Here is a 13,726-nt window from a genome sequence, read left to right on the forward strand (position 1 = left end):
GTTCGATTGTACTTGGCTCGCCCCCATCAATCACCCCGGGCGGCCAGCCAGTGGCGCATCAGCCCGGGTTCGTGCTCGGCCAGTCGCTTCCGCGGAGCCTGCGCTCCAGGCCGCGACTTGATGCCACGTACCAGGGCCAGCGCCTGTGATCCGCGCGAATCATCCTCGTGCAGTGGCGGCAAGGCAAATGACTGCGTCAGCAGCCAGGCCGGAAACAACTCGATCGTCAACGGCGGCTCCAGGTCCCAGAACGCTTCAATGCGTCGCTGAACCTCGGCATCACGACTGTGTTCGAAAAAGGCTTCGGCCGCCTCCGGTGCCTGCCAGCACAATGCTGCCAGGGCCTTCCAGGCGGTTTCCCGCCGATTGCCGGCCAGCCCGGCCCTGGCCGTGCGCGCCAGCAGGTCGGCATCATTCAGCGCTTCGGGCTTGCCATCGAGGATAGCGAGCACACGGTCCCAGTCGCCGGCGCGCTCGTAGAGCGCGGACGCCATGCCCGGCAGCTTCTCGGCATCCACCTGCCCGGCCAGACCGCGCCAAAGGCGCGCCAGATAGCCGTTGGCATCGGCACTTCCCAGCAGCCTGCGCGCACGCGGCACCAGCTCCTCTTCCATGGCCCGTGTTCGGGCCTCGGTATCGCCGGGCTGATCCAGCCACAACAGCGCCCCGACCAGATGCTCGGCATCGGTCAGCGCCTGGTCACCCGCATGTTCTCGCGCCATCTCGGCCAGGTGCCGTTCCGCACGCTCGCGGTCGCCGGCAATCAGTGCTCTTTGCAAGCGATTGCGCGCGGTGCCGCGGGCATTATCCATGAACAGGTCTCCCTGCTGGCTGGTCCGGGACCGGCACCAATGGGTGCGGGCCAATTCATCGTCGGTGCCACGACGAAAGATCCGCCGACCCTCCCCCTCGCCGGAGTCGTCACGCTCGCCAACGAGCTCCAGCCGCCGAGCCCATTCGGCAGCGACACGCAGCAACTCGGCACTGCACTGCGGGTCACCGTACAGGCTGTTTTCCAGCAGTCCGATCTCACCCCGTCGCCAGCACTGCTCATCGCGCGCGTCCAGGCGCCTGACCAGCTTGAGCAGTTCCAGCGGACGATAGACGCCATCGCGAGCCACCAACTGGTCGACCAGGGCACGAACAATCTCTGCGTTCATGGCGCTTCCAGCGGCGCGAGCAGCGCCTCGATAACTTCGGCGCGCAAAGGCGTATCCGCCTGCCCCCCAAAAAGCCCCTCGACCAGCCCCCGCTTGCTGTGTTGCATTTCGGCGACCCGCTGCTCGATGGTGTCTTCGGTCAGCAGACGGTAGACAAAGACCTTCTGCCCCTGGCCGATCCGATGTGCACGGTCAGTGGCCTGATCCTCGGCCGCCGGGTTCCACCACGGATCGTAGTGAATCACGGTATCGGCCGCCGTCAGGTTGAGCCCCACTCCTCCGGCTTTCAGGCTGATCAGGAATACCGGCACATCACCGCCCTGAAAACGCTCTACGACCTTTTGCCGGTTGCGCGTCCTGCCCGTCAAACGAACATGCTCGATGCCGGCCTCGGCCACCGCCTCGGCAATCAGGTCGAGCATGCTCACGAACTGGGAAAACACCAGAATCCGACGGCCCTCGGCCACCAGTTCCGGCAGCAGATCCATCAGCAAGCGCATTTTGGCCGAGCCCACCTGGTCGGCTCCGTCCACATGCCGGAGCAATCGCGGGTCACAGCAGATCTGGCGCAGCTTGAGCAGGGCGTCGAGCACCACCACACGACTGCGCTCGGCTCCCCGGGCCTGGATGGCCTGCCGCACTCGTTCATGCAGCATCAAGCGCACGCGCTCATAGAGCTTCTGCTGATCTTCATCGAGCACCACCGCGCGCGTCATTTCAGTTTTCGCCGGCAGTTCCGGGGCGACATCGGCCTTGCTGCGCCGCAACATGAAGGGCCGCACGCGCATCGCCAATTCGGAGCGTCGGGTTTCATCGCGGTCTCGTTCGATCGGCAGGGCAAAACGCCGGCGGAAGTCCTTTTGCCGCCCCAGAAACCCGGGCATCAGAAAATCGAACTGGCTCCACAGCTCCTCCAGCCGATTCTCCAGCGGGGTGCCGGTCAGGCTGAGTCGATGACGCGCATCCAGCGTGCGCACCTCGCGGCTGACTCGCGCCCTGGGATTCTTGATGGCCTGGGCCTCATCGAGAATCAGCAGGTGCCAGCGTTGTTCCCGCAACCGGTCGATATCACGCAGCACCAGCGGGTAGGAAGTCAGCACCAGATCGCTGCGGTCAATCCATCCGAACAAGCCGTGCCGACGCGCACCATGCAGGGTCAACAGGCGCAGATCCGGCGCAAAGCGCCGGGCCTCGGCACGCCAGTTGAACATCAGGCTGGTCGGCGCGATGACCAGGCAGGGGTGTTCCAGCCGGCCGGCCGCCTTTTCGGTGACCACATGGGCCAGGGCCTGAATGGTCTTTCCCAGTCCCATATCGTCGGCCAGCACCCCACCGAATCCAGCCTCCCGCAGAAATTGAAGCCAGCCCAGTCCTTGTCGCTGATAATCGCGTAGATCGGCCCGAAAACCGGCCGGCGGATCCATCGGCTCGAGATGCTCAAGGCGAGCCAGCCGGCATTGGAGATCATCCTCCGAGCTCTCCTGTCCTGGCGGCCAGGCTTCAGCGGTTGCGGCCAGCTCGGCAAGACGCGCCCGATGCACGCGCAGCATCCCCCGGCCGGATGCATCAACGACCCCTTCGGTCAATGCGTGCATGGCCGCTGCAATGCGCTCGGCCGGCACCAGGACAATGCGTCGCTCATCCAGCCACAAATGAACGGGCCGATCCGCGCCTCTGGAAGCGAGCAGCTGGCGCAGCATTGCCTCCGGCACATGCTCGACCCAAGCCAGCAGCGCCGCTAACAAAGACAGGCGCTGCCCACGCCAGATGATGCCCAGATCGAGCTCGACGGTGTCGTTCTCGCCCTCGGACAGATCGCCATACCATTGATCCGGCTCGATCAGCTCCGGCGCGAAATCATCGGCCAGATGCACTTCCCAGCCGGATCCGGCAAGCGCCTTCATCTCGGTCTGCAAAGTTACCCAGGTCTGAACGACCTGGCGGCGGTCAACGGCCACCCAAAGGCCGCCCTCGCCCGGCTCGTGATCCCGCCCGGTGATCTCATTGAGCGGTATCAGGCCAAATTGTCGCAACTGCTCGGTGACCTGCTGCTCCCGCTTCCGGTTGCGGGCCACCCGGATGACCGCCCCCTCGCCATCAAGCCTGGAGTCGTACTCGTCGTCCCAGTCCAGCTTCAACTCCCCGTAATCAAACTGCAGGCGAGCGGCGGCCGTATCTTCGAACCCGCTGGAGCGAGCCACCTGTGCCCGCACAAGATGCAGCACCGGCACCATCGACTGGTCTTGCGAGTAGCGCACGGGCAATCGACGGGGGCGCGGGAAAGACGCCGGCGCCTCATCGAGCAGATCGATGACAGTATCGACCTGGTCCGGGGCGACGGGGCCGAATAACAGCAGACGGGCAGCCAGCGAGTCATCGATACCGGCATCCATGATGCGGCATGTTCCCGTGGTTTCATCGAGCAGCCAGGGTGGCAACAGCGGCAAGACCTGTCCGCCGTCCGGGCCGGGAGCACTCCAGTGAATCTGCTGCTGTCCGCTGGAAAGCAGCTCCCAGCGCACCTGGGCAGCAACCGGGTCGGCCATCTCCAGGCGCGGACCTTCGACGGCCCGCCAGTGGCAGCGGCCCGTCGCGACGATGCCTTGCAACAAGGAGGTGCTGCCTCGCCCCAGGGGATACCAGGAGAGCCCCGTCTGCGCCATGACGTGGTCGGTCAGTGCGTGCAGGATATCGAGATCGAGATCGCTGACATAAGCCGGCTGCACGTCATCGGCGAGCCGCTTGAGTGAAAACGGCGTGACCACCGGCCCGTCCCTGGAAACCGCCACTCTGGACGGGCAGACGCTCAGCTCACCACCGTCTTCGGACAAGGCCAGCAGATAGGCCATGTACTGTCGGTCCTTGTACAACCCGGACTCAGCGTTGGTCGTCGAGTAAAGGCCGCCCCGTCCGATCGCCGGCCGCGGCGATTCCTCACCGAGCGCCAGCACCAGGGCGGCCATGTGTTCACAGATATCGTCTCCCTGGCAGGAACAGTCGCCACCGGGGCGGTCATTCTCGAACGTTACATAGGGGCGCCAGACCTTGTCGCCCTCACCCACTACTCCGGTGACAACAAGACACCCGTGCAACACTTCTTTGGCCGTCGGCTCCACCCGACCGGCGGCCTGCAGGCGCTTGGCTGAGGCCAGGCAGCCCGGCGTACAGGCATCCAGCAGGGCTTCGGTCAAAGCTGAAGAGGCGTTCATGTCCTGAATCATGCGCAAAAGCCGGCCATGATACCGGCATTGATCAACCGACTGGAAACGCCCCGGCCATCATGCCCGATCAGCCAGCGAAGCCACCCAGCTGCCCGCGATGAAACACCAGCGGTTCCACGTCGTGATGATCCAGGGCCACGACCCGACCAAACAGCACCACATGGTCGCCGCCATCCACGTGACGCTCACTGCGGCACTGAAAACAGGCCGCGCAGCCTTTGAGCAGGGGCAGATCTTCGGCTCCGGCCTGCCAGTCGACACCGGAAAACTTGTCGGCAACATCTCGGGCGAAATGCATTGCCAGATCCTGTTGACCGGCGTGCAGCACATGGATGGCGAAGGACTGTGCCGCGAGAAAATCGGCAATTGGTGCGACACCACGCTGCGCGCACCACAACACCAGCGGCGGCTCCAGCGAAACCCCGGTGAAACTGCTGACGGTCATTGCAACCGGCTGTTGCGAAGCATCGCGCGCAGTCACCACGGTCACCCCGGTTGCAAAACATCCAAGGGCCTGTCGCATGGCAGTCGGGTCGGGGATCATGGGCAACGCATCGTGACGGGTTTCACTTCATTTTAGCGCTGCTGCGGATGACAAGAAACCGATTTTGAGCGATAATACGGAGTTGACGTCAGCTCGATCACCATCGGTCAATAATACGACGAACGACCCGCAAAAGGCCGTATCGTCGTGACTTGAGCGCATGATGAATCGACACGGCGGCCGTGTTGCCAATCCGGGCCGCTCCTGGGTGTCCGACGGTGTTATTGCACCGCGGATTTCGTGCTGCATGCACTCGCGACTACAGACTTACTAAAGACCACATCATGATTCGGATCAAACGGGGTCTTGATATCCCCATCGCCGGTGAACCACGCCAGGAAATCGAGCAGGGACGAAAAGTCCGCTCTGTCGCTGTACTGGGTGGCGACTACCCCGGCATGAAACCCACAATGCTCGTGTCCGAGGGCGACCACGTCAAGCGTGGTCAGGCTCTGTTCGAGGACAAGAAGAACGAGGGCGTGCTCTACACCGCCCCGGCCGCCGGCCGGGTACGGGCAATCAATCGCGGCCATCGCCGCATGTTGCTCTCGGTCGTCATCGATATCAGCGGCACCGGCTCGGATGAACAGTTTACCGCCTACCCGGAAAACAGCCTGGGTGGCCTGGACCGCGACAAGGTGCAGGAACAACTGGTCCGCTCCGGGCAATGGACCGCGCTGCGCACCCGGCCCTTCGGCAAGGTTCCGGCGCTGGATAGCGAGCCGGAAGCCATCTTCGTGTCCATCATCGACACCAATCCGCTGGCACCTCGCCCCGATGTCATCATTGCCGAGCAGGAACAGGCCTTCCGCAACGGTCTCGCCGTTCTCTCGCGGTTGACTGAAGGCACGGTCTGGGTCGGTCGCGCCGCGGATACGAAGCTGCCTTCTTTCGAAGGCGACTCGGTGCGCGAAGAGATTTTTGAAGGGCCCCACCCTGCTGGAAACGTGGGAACCCACATTCATTTTCTGCACCCCGTATCCATGAACCGGATGGTCTGGACCGTGGGCTACCAGGATGTCATTGCCATCGGTCACCTGTTTGCCAGCGGCCGGCTGCATACGGATCGCGTGGTGGCGTTGGCCGGCCCGCAGGTCAGCAAGCCGCGGCTGCTCAAAACGCGCCTGGGCGCCTCACTTGAAGACTTGACCGACGGCGAGCTGACAGGCTCTGACAACCGGATCATTTCCGGCTCGGTATTCAATGGTCACAACGCCAGCGGCCCGACCGCATGGCTGGGGCAGCAGGCCAATCAGGTGACGGTGCTGGAAGAAGGGAACGATCGCAAGTTGTTCGGCTATCTCTCACCGGGGCTCCAGCGACACTCCTCGTTGAATATCTATCTGTCGAAGCTGATGCCCGGCAAGCGCTTCGAACCCACCACGAGCACCAACGGCAGTGAACGTGCAATGGTGCCGCTGGGGCAGTACGAGGCCATCATGCCTCTTGACATCCTGCCAACGCAGCTTTTGCGAGCGTTGGTCGTCGGTGACCTGGAAACGGCACAGGCTCTGGGTGCACTGGAACTGGTCGAGGAAGACCTGGCACTTTGCACCTACAACTGTGTCGGCAAATACGAGTATGGCCCGATTCTCAGGGACATACTGACAACCATCGAGGCGGAGGGCTGACGTGGGCCTGAGAAAGTATATCGATGACAAGATCGCGCCGCACTTTCACAAGGGCGGCAAGTATGAGCGCTATTACGTGTTCTATGAGATGTTCGACACGATGCTTTACAGCCCGTCGAGCACTACGCAGACCAGCGCTCACATTCGTGACGGCATTGACCTGAAGCGGGTCATGATGACGGTCTGGTTTGCCGCACTGCCGGCCCTGATCTTCGGCATGTTCAATACCGGCTATCAGGCCAACCTGCAGATTGCCGAGTTCGGCTACGACCCGATTCCCGGCTGGCGAACCGATATCGTTGCCCTCTTCGCCGGCTTTGATCCGGCGAGCTGGTATTCGAACTTCCTTCATGGCGCGGTCTACTACGTGCCAATCTTCATCGTGACCTACCTGGGCGGCTTCATCTGGGAAGGGCTGTTTGCCTGGAAACGCGGCCACGAAGTCAACGAAGGCTTCTTCGTTACCGGCATCCTCTTCACGCTCATCCTGCCGCCCACCATTCCACTGTGGATGGTCTTCGTGGGTATCAGTTTCGGGGTGGTCGTCGGCAAGGAGATTTTCGGCGGCACCGGCAAGAACTTCCTCAACCCGGCCCTGGTGGGTCGCGCCTTCCTGTTCTTTGCCTACCCGGCCCACATGAGCGGTGATGCAGTCTGGACAGCCGTCGACGGATTCTCCGGCGCCACCGCGCTGGCTCTCGCCTTCGAGGGAGGGCTGGACTATTCCGCAGGCCTTACCGGCGTTGCCGGCACCATGAGCGGGGTGGACCTGACGTGGATGCAGACCTCGCTTGGCGGCATACAGGGCTCGATCGGTGAAACTTCCCTGCTACTCATAGGTTTGGGAGCTCTCGTCCTTCTCACGACCAAGATCGCTTCCTGGCGCATCATGCTGAGCATGTTGCTGGGCATGGCGGCCATGGCCACCTTGTTCAACATGATTGGAAGTGACACCAACCCGATGTTCGACATGCCCTGGTACTGGCACCTGAGCCTGGGTGGCTTTGCCTTTGGCATGGTGTTCATGGCCACCGACCCGGTTTCGGCCTCCATGACCAACACCGGCAAACTGATCTTCGGCGCACTGATCGGCATCATGACAGTGCTGATCCGTGTCATCAATCCGGCATTCCCGGAAGGTGTCATGCTGGCGATCCTCTTCGGAAATCTATGCGCCCCGCTGATTGATCACTTCGTCGTCCAGGCCAACATTCGTCGCCGCATGCAGCGGACAGGAGCTTGAGCCATGGCCAACCAGAAAGAAAGCATTGGAAATACGCTGAAGGTTGCATTCTTTGTGTGCCTGGTCTGCGCGGTGATTGTCTCCACGCTGGCCGTGGGCCTTCGCCCGGCACAGCAGGACAATCGCAACCTGTTCCGCCAGCAGAACATCCTTCAGGCCGCCGGTTTGTACGAGCGCGGCATGGATATACGCGCTGCCTTCGAGAACATCGAAAGGCGATTCGTCGAAATCGAAACCGGAGAGTACGTGGAGCGCTCGGAAGACTTTGATCAGCGCCGTGCGGCCCGCGATCCTGAAGAGAGCCGCGAGGTGTCACCCGACCCGGCCGGTATCCGACGCCAGGCCAAGGTGGCCGAAGTTTTCCTGGCCCGCGATGAAACCGGCAACATCAATCGCATCATCCTGCCGGTCCACGGGTACGGCCTGTGGTCGACCATGTACGGCTTCCTGGCTCTTGAGCCCGATGCCAATACCGTCGCCGGGATCGGTTTCTTCGAGCACGGTGAAACCCCCGGACTGGGCGGCGAAATCGACAACCCGCGCTGGCAGGAAAACTGGGTCGGCAAGAAGCTTTATGACGAAAACGGCGAAGTTGCCATCGAGGTCATCAAAGGCTCGACAAGCCCGGACATGACTGACTACGAACACAAGATTGACGGCCTGTCCGGCGCCACCATTACCGCCGACGGTGTGCATGACATGGTTCGATTCTGGGTCGGCGACCGGGGTTTCGGTCCTTACCTGGAGCGCATGCGCCGCGATGAGTACGGCGACGACAGCTGGGCCACGGTCGTGGCCATCGAGGAGTAACAGACATGGCACAAGCGAAAGCAAAAGACGTTCTGTTCGAACCGATCTTCAACAACAACCCGATCGCGTTGCAGATCCTGGGCATCTGTTCGGCCCTGGCGATCACGACAACCATGCAGACCACGCTGACCATGTGTCTGGCGGTACTGTTCGTGATGACTCTGTCGAACTTCTCGGTCAGCCTGATCCGCAACCACATTCCGTCGAACATCCGCATCATCGTGCAGATGACGATCATCACGTCGTTGGTGATCATCGTCGACCAGACACTGCAGGCATTCGCCTACGACATAAGCCGTCAGCTTTCGGTGTTCGTCGGCCTGATCATTACCAACTGCATCATCATGGGCCGCGCCGAAGCGTTCGCCATGAGCAACTCACCGGTGATGTCAGCTATTGATGGAATCGGCAATGCCATCGGCTATTCCATCGTGCTGATTTTCGTCGGCGTGTGCCGTGAGCTGTTCGGCTCCGGATCACTTATGGGAATCAATATCCTCACCCCGGTGACCGAGGGCGGCTGGTACCAGACCAATGGCCTGATGCTGCTGCCGCCGAGCGCCTTTTTCCTGATCGGCTTTTTCATCTGGGCCCTGCGCGCCTGGAAGCCGGACCAGGTCGAGGAGGAGCCTTATCGCATCAAGCCCAACACCCGTACGAGCGAGGCGTTCTGAAGGCCATGAGAGAACAGTCTATGACCATCATTCATGACAAGCAGGCAGGGAGCTGACGATGTTCGAGCATTATCTGAGCCTGTTCATCCGGGCGGTGTTCGTCGAGAACATGGCGCTGGCATTCTTTCTCGGCATGTGCACGTTCCTGGCCGTGTCGAAGAAAGTCGAGACCTCGCTCGGCCTGGGCGTGGCCGTCATTGTGGCGCTTGCCATTACCGTGCCGGTCAACAACCTCATCCTCCATAACGTGCTGGACGAAGGTGCGCTGGCATGGACCGGCATCGCAGCTCTGGAAACGGTTGATCTACGCTTCCTGGGGCTGATGTGCTACATCGGCGTGATTGCTGCGCTGGTGCAGATCCTCGAGATGACGCTGGACAAGTACGTACCCAAGCTATACAACGCACTGGGCATTTTCCTGCCGCTTATCACCGTCAACTGCGCCATCCTGGGTGCCAGCCTGTTCATGGTGGAGCGCCATTATGACTTTGGTGAAAGCGTGATCTTCGGGCTTGGCGCTGGCGTCGGCTGGGCCCTGGCCATCGTGTTGCTCGCTGCCATCCGCGAGAAGCTCAAGTACAGCGATGTGCCTGACGGCCTCAAGGGCCTGGGTATTACATTCATCATCGTCGGCCTGATGTCATTGGGCTTCATGTCATTCGCCGGCGTACAGCTGTAACCGTCGCAGACAGGATTCAGGAGTAAGCATGGTTCTGGAAATCATTTTCGGCGTTTCCACCTTCACCGGCGTGGTTCTGCTTCTGGTGATGGTGATTCTTCTCGCCCGCTCCAAGCTGGTGGTCAGCGGCGACGTCAACATTGAAGTCAATGACGATCCCGACAAGACACTTATTGCCAGCGCCGGCGACAAACTGCTTGGCACACTGTCTTCAAAGGGCATTTTCCTGTCGTCAGCCTGTGGCGGCGGGGGCACCTGCGGACAGTGCCGCGTTCAGGTTCATGAGGGTGGTGGCGACATTCTGCCGACTGAGGTCGATCACTTTACCCGCGGTGAAGTGAGGGAAGGCTTCCGCCTGGCCTGCCAGGTACCGGTCAAGGGCGACATGAAGATCGAAGTACCGCCCGAGTTCTTCGAGGTCAAGAAGTGGGAATGCGAGGTCATCTCGAATGACAACGTCGCCACCTTCATCAAGGAACTGGTGCTCAAGCTGCCGGAGGGCGAGGAAGTCGACTTCCGTGCCGGCGGCTTCGTGCAGATGGAGGCCCCGCCCTTCCATGTGAAGTTCAAGGACTTCGACATTCCCGAAGAGTACCGGGGCGACTGGGATCACTTCGGCCTGTTTGACCTGGAAACGGTCAACAAGGAAGAGGTCGTGCGCGCTTACTCCATGGCCAACTACCCGGAAGAAAAGGGTATTCTCAAATTCAATATCCGTATCGCCACGCCGCCGCCCGACAAGAAGGATGTGCCGCCGGGCCTGATGTCGTCCTACGTGTTCAACCTCAAGCCGGGCGACAAGCTCACCGTGTTCGGACCGTTCGGCGAGTTCTTCGCCAAGGACACCGACAACGAAATGGTGTTCATCGGTGGCGGTGCCGGCATGGCGCCCATGCGCTCGCATATCTTCGATCAGCTTCTGCGCATCAAGACCGACCGCAAGATCACCTTCTGGTACGGCGCCCGCTCCTACCGGGAAGCGTTCTACGTCGAAGAGTTCGACAAGCTGGCCGAGGAGAACGAGAACTTCACCTGGCACCTCGCCCTGTCCGATCCGCAACCGGAGGACAACTGGGAAGGCCTGACCGGGTTTATTCACCAGGTACTCTACGACAACTACCTCAAGGACCATCCGGCACCGGAAGATTGCGAGTACTATCTTTGCGGTCCGCCGATGATGAACTCCTCGGCCATCAAGATGCTCACCGACCTGGGCGTTGAGCCGGAGAATATCCTGCTCGATGACTTCGGAGGCTGACTTTGCTTCCGTGTCGCGTTACCGGGCGTGTTAGCGGCCTGTTGCTGGTGCTCAGCGCCCTGCTGAGCCTGGCAGCCTGCAGTTCACCACCAGAATCACACGTCCTGCAGGGCCAGGCCCTCGGAACCTACTGGTCGGTACGCATGGTCATGCCGGAGCAGGCCAGGGCAACCGAAGGCCTGAGGTCCGAGATCGAGGACGCGCTGGAGCTGGTCGACCGCCAGATGAGCACCTGGCGGGAGGACTCGGATCTGTCACGCTTCAACCAGCTTGAAGCCGGACAGTCCATGGAGATTCCCGAAGCATTCGCCCACGTACTGGAAACAGCCCTGGATATCGCCGAGCTCAGCGATGGACACTTCGACCCCACCATTGGCCCGCTGGTCAATCTCTGGGGGTTCGGCCCCGAGGGCCGGCGCAGCGAGCCGCCGCCTGAAGATGAGATCGAACAGGCGCTGCAACGCGTGGACTGGCGGCGACTGGACTACGACCCGGACACACGGCGGCTGACCCAGCCAGGCGATGCCTACCTGGACTTTTCCGGCATTGCGAAGGGTTTTGCCGCGGAACTGGTTGCCGAGCGTCTCATGGAACGAGGTATCGAGCACTTCATTGTCGACCTGGGCGGCGACATGGTCGTACGTGGACAGCGGCCTGATGGTACGCCGTGGCGCATTGCCATTGAACGGCCCGAGCCCGACACCCGCGACATCTTCAGCGTCATCGAGGTCCGCGACCGCGCCCTGGTCACTTCAGGAAGCTATCGCAACTACTTCGAGTACGGTGAGACCAGCTTTTCTCACACCATTGACCCGCACATCGGTCGCCCCATCCCGGAGGAACTAGTCTCCGTTACGGTTGTCCATGACGATTGCACGGTAGCCGATGCCCTGGCCACGGCGATCACGGCCATGGGTGCCGACGAGGGCTACCGCTTTGCGCGGGAGAACGAACTGGCCGCACTGCTGCTGGTCATTGACGGAGACTCGGTTGCAGAACGCATGACTGAGGCCTTTGCCGGTTATCTTCCCCAGGAGGAGTACTGATCCATGATGACCACCCTGCTTGCAATCCTGTTCTTTACCCTGCTCTTTGCAGGTATGGCCGTGGGCGTGATTTTCGCCAACAAGCCGGTCAAGGGCTCCTGTGGTGGCATCGGTGCATCCGGCGTATGCGGAACCTGTGGAAGAACCACCCAATGCGACGATGCCGACGATGCCGAACAAGACGCTGACGCCGTCATCATCCCCACGAGTAGCCAGTCAGACAAGCAGACTCAGTAGCCGCTGGAACCAGCCGACCCTGCACTCCCCCCTGCGCGGGCCGGTTCATCTGCCTGTTCCGCCAGCATTGTGGGTGGCTCAGCCGACAGCACGGCCTGCCAGAAACTAGTTGTGAATTTCCCCATGGCCGAGCTTTCGGCATTCAGCACTACGCCCAGGCCAATCTGATGCTCCCTGGAGAAAGCCACTTCGGCCACGAATCCCCGAACCCATCCACTGTGCAGATACAAGTCGCTGTCTCCGACTGAATAGATGCGCCAGCCCAGGCCGTAGTGGGCGTCAGTCAGCAGGTCACGCCAGGCCCTGCGCCGAAGGTCGCGAGTGGTTCGTACACCGGGTGTTGTCAGGCGCTCTACCGTCTCCGGCGCCACGACGTCCGGACGATGACCCAGTAATGCGATCAACCATTGCCCCAGGTCCATCGCACTGGCATTTACACCCGCGGCCGGAGCGACGTGATAGTAATTCTCGGTCACTTCGGTTGCTTGCCAGGGGCCGCCGCGAAAGCGGCGAGAATGGGGTGCGGCACGATCGGAAGCCATCCAGTAGCCATCCATTCCAACCGAAGCGTTGCGCATGCCCAGCGGCTGCAACACTCGCTGCTCAAGCAGTGCCTCATAGCCCTGGCCATTGACTCTTTCAATGGCCGGCTCCACCAGGGCAAAGAGTACATTCTGGTAGGTATAGCAAGTGCCCGGGGCACACATGGGCTCCAGTTCCGAGAACCGGGGCAGGATGACCTCCAGCGGCTGATTGGCATTAAGCAGGTTGTCATAAGCATTGGGGACAATGCCGGTGGTCTGCCCCAGCAGGTGCCGGATGCGCAGTTCGCGGGCATGCTCCGGGTGAGCGAAGGTCAGCTCCGGAACATGACTGACGACCCGGTCGTCCCAGTCGAGCAAACCATCGATGACGAGCAGGTCGGTGAGCGTCGCTGCGAAGGTCTTGGAAACCGATGCAAGGCGGAAAACCGTATGAACACCTACCGGATCGGGCTCGCCGCTGACGCGAACCCCGTGGGCCGACGCATGTACCACGCGATCGCCCTGCACCACCACGAAGGCTCCGCCGGGCACCCCTTCATCTTCAAGTATGGTGGCGAAACGCTCATCGAGATCCTGCGGGAGGATGGTTGGCTGCGCGCTGACCCCCTGGAATGATGCGATGGCGGCAAGGAGGGCGACCAGGAGGCGGGTAGAGGTTTTGTTCATCGGGCGCGCGCC

12 protein-coding genes are annotated in these 13,726 nt (G+C 61.5%); 8 read left to right on the forward strand and 4 right to left on the reverse strand.

Annotated features, from left to right (window positions below):
• Positions 1 to 26: 26 nt before the first annotated feature.
• The 3 genes from IC757_RS09995 to IC757_RS10005 all read right to left on the reverse strand — a co-directional run bounded on the left by IC757_RS09995 (position 27) and on the right by IC757_RS10005 (position 4,925).
• Entirely contained in the window at positions 27 to 1,160 is a 1,134-nt protein-coding gene (locus IC757_RS09995) for a hypothetical protein (protein WP_190974177.1), read from the reverse strand.
• Positions 1,157 to 4,369 carry a DEAD/DEAH box helicase gene (locus tag IC757_RS10000; protein WP_190974178.1) on the reverse strand — a complete coding sequence of 1,071 codons (3,213 nt, stop codon included), beginning with the start codon at positions 4,367 to 4,369 and terminating at the stop codon, positions 1,157 to 1,159. Before IC757_RS10000 ends, IC757_RS09995 begins: the two co-directional genes overlap by 4 nt.
• 79 nt (positions 4,370 to 4,448) lie before the next feature.
• Positions 4,449 to 4,925 carry a flavin reductase family protein gene (locus tag IC757_RS10005; protein WP_190974179.1) on the reverse strand — a complete coding sequence of 159 codons (477 nt, stop codon included), beginning with the start codon at positions 4,923 to 4,925 and terminating at the stop codon, positions 4,449 to 4,451.
• A gap of 284 nt (positions 4,926 to 5,209) precedes the next feature.
• On the opposite strand from IC757_RS10005, the gene IC757_RS10010 reads away from it, so the two are divergent.
• From IC757_RS10010 to nqrM, 8 genes are read left to right on the forward strand one after another with little or no spacing between them, the layout of a single operon-like run.
• Entirely contained in the window at positions 5,210 to 6,556 is a 1,347-nt protein-coding gene (locus IC757_RS10010) for a Na(+)-translocating NADH-quinone reductase subunit A (RefSeq protein WP_190974180.1), read from the forward strand.
• 1 nt (position 6,557) lies between these two features.
• Complete coding sequence (locus IC757_RS10015; protein WP_190974181.1) at positions 6,558 to 7,799, forward strand: NADH:ubiquinone reductase (Na(+)-transporting) subunit B; 1,242 nt, start codon at positions 6,558 to 6,560, stop codon at positions 7,797 to 7,799.
• 3 nt (positions 7,800 to 7,802) lie between these two features.
• Entirely contained in the window at positions 7,803 to 8,609 is an 807-nt protein-coding gene (locus IC757_RS10020) for a Na(+)-translocating NADH-quinone reductase subunit C (protein WP_190974182.1), read from the forward strand.
• A gap of 5 nt (positions 8,610 to 8,614) precedes the next feature.
• Positions 8,615 to 9,283 carry an NADH:ubiquinone reductase (Na(+)-transporting) subunit D gene (locus tag IC757_RS10025; RefSeq protein WP_190974183.1) on the forward strand — a complete coding sequence of 223 codons (669 nt, stop codon included), beginning with the start codon at positions 8,615 to 8,617 and terminating at the stop codon, positions 9,281 to 9,283.
• Positions 9,284 to 9,341: 58 nt separating this feature from the next.
• Positions 9,342 to 9,962 (forward strand): NADH:ubiquinone reductase (Na(+)-transporting) subunit E, encoded by a 621-nt coding sequence (gene nqrE, locus IC757_RS10030; protein ID WP_190974184.1) that lies wholly within the window; start codon positions 9,342 to 9,344, stop codon positions 9,960 to 9,962.
• 28 nt (positions 9,963 to 9,990) lie between these two features.
• Entirely contained in the window at positions 9,991 to 11,220 is a 1,230-nt protein-coding gene (gene nqrF / locus IC757_RS10035; protein WP_190974185.1) for an NADH:ubiquinone reductase (Na(+)-transporting) subunit F, read from the forward strand.
• Positions 11,221 to 11,222: 2 nt separating this feature from the next.
• A complete protein-coding gene (locus tag IC757_RS10040) occupies positions 11,223 to 12,266 on the forward strand; it encodes an FAD:protein FMN transferase (RefSeq protein ID WP_190974186.1) in 1,044 nt (347 codons plus the stop codon).
• Between the two features lie 3 nt (positions 12,267 to 12,269).
• Complete coding sequence (gene nqrM, locus IC757_RS10045; RefSeq protein WP_190974187.1) at positions 12,270 to 12,503, forward strand: (Na+)-NQR maturation NqrM; 234 nt, start codon at positions 12,270 to 12,272, stop codon at positions 12,501 to 12,503.
• On the opposite strand, the gene IC757_RS10050 is transcribed toward nqrM, so the two are convergent.
• Positions 12,497 to 13,714 (reverse strand): serine hydrolase domain-containing protein, encoded by a 1,218-nt coding sequence (locus tag IC757_RS10050; protein ID WP_190974188.1) that lies wholly within the window; start codon positions 13,712 to 13,714, stop codon positions 12,497 to 12,499. The two genes, nqrM and IC757_RS10050, sit on opposite strands and share 7 nt — an antisense overlap.
• Positions 13,715 to 13,726 lie beyond the last annotated feature (12 nt).

The sequence above is a fragment of the Wenzhouxiangella sp. AB-CW3 genome, from assembly GCF_014725735.1.
Lineage (GTDB): Bacteria > Pseudomonadota > Gammaproteobacteria > Xanthomonadales > Wenzhouxiangellaceae > Wenzhouxiangella.

What these genes read in the sequence shown, in the direction of transcription:
- IC757_RS10050 (WP_190974188.1), bottom strand. Translation starts at nt 13,714, where the DNA reads ATGAACAAAACCTCTACCCGCCTCCTGGTCGCCCTCCTTGCCGCCATC.
- IC757_RS10025 (WP_190974183.1), top strand. Translation starts at nt 8,615, where the DNA reads ATGGCACAAGCGAAAGCAAAAGACGTTCTGTTCGAACCGATCTTCAAC.
- IC757_RS10020 (WP_190974182.1), top strand. Translation starts at nt 7,803, where the DNA reads ATGGCCAACCAGAAAGAAAGCATTGGAAATACGCTGAAGGTTGCATTC.
- nqrM (WP_190974187.1), top strand. Translation starts at nt 12,270, where the DNA reads ATGATGACCACCCTGCTTGCAATCCTGTTCTTTACCCTGCTCTTTGCA.
- IC757_RS10010 (WP_190974180.1), top strand. Translation starts at nt 5,210, where the DNA reads ATGATTCGGATCAAACGGGGTCTTGATATCCCCATCGCCGGTGAACCA.
- IC757_RS09995 (WP_190974177.1), bottom strand. Translation starts at nt 1,160, where the DNA reads ATGAACGCAGAGATTGTTCGTGCCCTGGTCGACCAGTTGGTGGCTCGC.
- IC757_RS10000 (WP_190974178.1), bottom strand. Translation starts at nt 4,369, where the DNA reads ATGAACGCCTCTTCAGCTTTGACCGAAGCCCTGCTGGATGCCTGTACG.
- IC757_RS10005 (WP_190974179.1), bottom strand. Translation starts at nt 4,925, where the DNA reads ATGATCCCCGACCCGACTGCCATGCGACAGGCCCTTGGATGTTTTGCA.
- nqrF (WP_190974185.1), top strand. Translation starts at nt 9,991, where the DNA reads ATGGTTCTGGAAATCATTTTCGGCGTTTCCACCTTCACCGGCGTGGTT.
- nqrE (WP_190974184.1), top strand. Translation starts at nt 9,342, where the DNA reads ATGTTCGAGCATTATCTGAGCCTGTTCATCCGGGCGGTGTTCGTCGAG.